Annotated in this window: 1 protein-coding gene; it reads right to left on the bottom strand. The window is 44.1% G+C overall.

Annotated features, from left to right (window positions below):
* Positions 1–44 precede the first annotated feature (44 nt).
* Positions 45–1,400, bottom strand: a 1,356-nt coding sequence (locus BACCELL_RS25305; protein ID WP_007215032.1) for a hypothetical protein, incomplete at its 5' end; no start/stop codon positions are given.

Here is a 1,400-nt window from a genome sequence, read left to right as displayed (position 1 = left end):
TCGAAAAAACACGAATACACATACGAATATGTAAAAAGCAGGTATTATTTCTCCAGAATAAAACTGACGATGTCCTCTTTCTCCCCCATTCCCAATTTCTTCCGGATATTCGTCTTCCGCTGATAAATAGTCGGAATGCTTTGCTGCGTCACTACACTGATCTCTTTTGTAGAAAACTCTGCGCAAAGCAGACAACAGAGCTGCTGTTCTTTATCTATTAGTACAGATCCAAAACGTCTGTTCATTTGAGTATAAAAGCCATCGTATATACGATCGATCACGGGATACAAATCCTCCCATACCAAAAGACTTTCTACGGGCAACTCCCGGTTCGTAATGCCAGATATGCGGCGAAGTAAATCTTGATTTTGTGATGTAGGCTGCGTAGCCACCAAACGAATAATGCCCAACTGTTGCAAAAGTATTTTTCGGAAAAACTGTCCGTCTTCCACTTCCTGATTAACATTTCCGGTAGTCCCTGGTTCACTGTCCCCCTTCGTAGCATCTGCCAGCAAACGGTTCAGTGTTTCGATTCGCTCTTCCGCTTCAATCAGACGATGACGACGAGCCCGGATATAGAAAAAGGCGCCACCACCCGTAACAACCAGTAACAGCAGACAAGCTAACAGCGTCAGTTGCGCTTCCTGCCGCTCTACCGTCAGCTGCAAATTAGCATTCGAAAGTGATTCCTTACTTTCATCCTTCCGCTGAATGGTACTTTGTAAGGCATAAAGGGCATTGTGAACAGAATCATTATAACGCATCACCTTCAAGAAATCAAATGTACGATGACGTGTATAATCTATCAATCCCTGATAATAAGTCATCATATTTTCTGTACTCAGAAGCTTCTCCCGGCGGGCAAGTAATGCTCTGCCCTGATCAAGATAGTATTGGGCGGAATCCAACTCTCCCATTTTCAGAAAACATTCTGTCAGCACCAAGTCGGTCATGGCAACCTGCCCCCCATCGGGTGCTAAACTCCGCAGACGTTTCGACACTTCCGCCGCCTTTTTATAATCACTGCTTATATAAGACAATAGCTGCGCGTAGTTTCGCAGATAATGCACCAAGCGCGTCGTATCTTTCTTTTTCTCCACCAGTTCAATGCTTCGGTCCATATAGTAAGAAGCCGAATCATTTCCCTGTAATCCCATGGCAATACCCAAAGAATAGCACAGGCCTTCATCTTCACGAATGGCAATCGCTCTGAGATGTGCTTCTATAGCCTTTTTATAATCCTTCTCAACGTACACATACCTGTTTGCTTTCTCAGAAAGCATATTGACCATCAGATAAGTATCTCTACATGCCGTAGCCGCCGCAATACCGCTATCCAGTACAGCCATAGCCTCTTTATGCTTTTTCTGCCAATACAAATATTTGGATTTCAGCACGAA

Source organism: Bacteroides cellulosilyticus DSM 14838 (assembly GCF_000158035.1).
In the GTDB taxonomy this organism is placed as follows: Bacteria; Bacteroidota; Bacteroidia; order Bacteroidales; family Bacteroidaceae; genus Bacteroides; species Bacteroides cellulosilyticus.
This window is presented reverse-complemented; position numbering and strand designations above follow the sequence as displayed.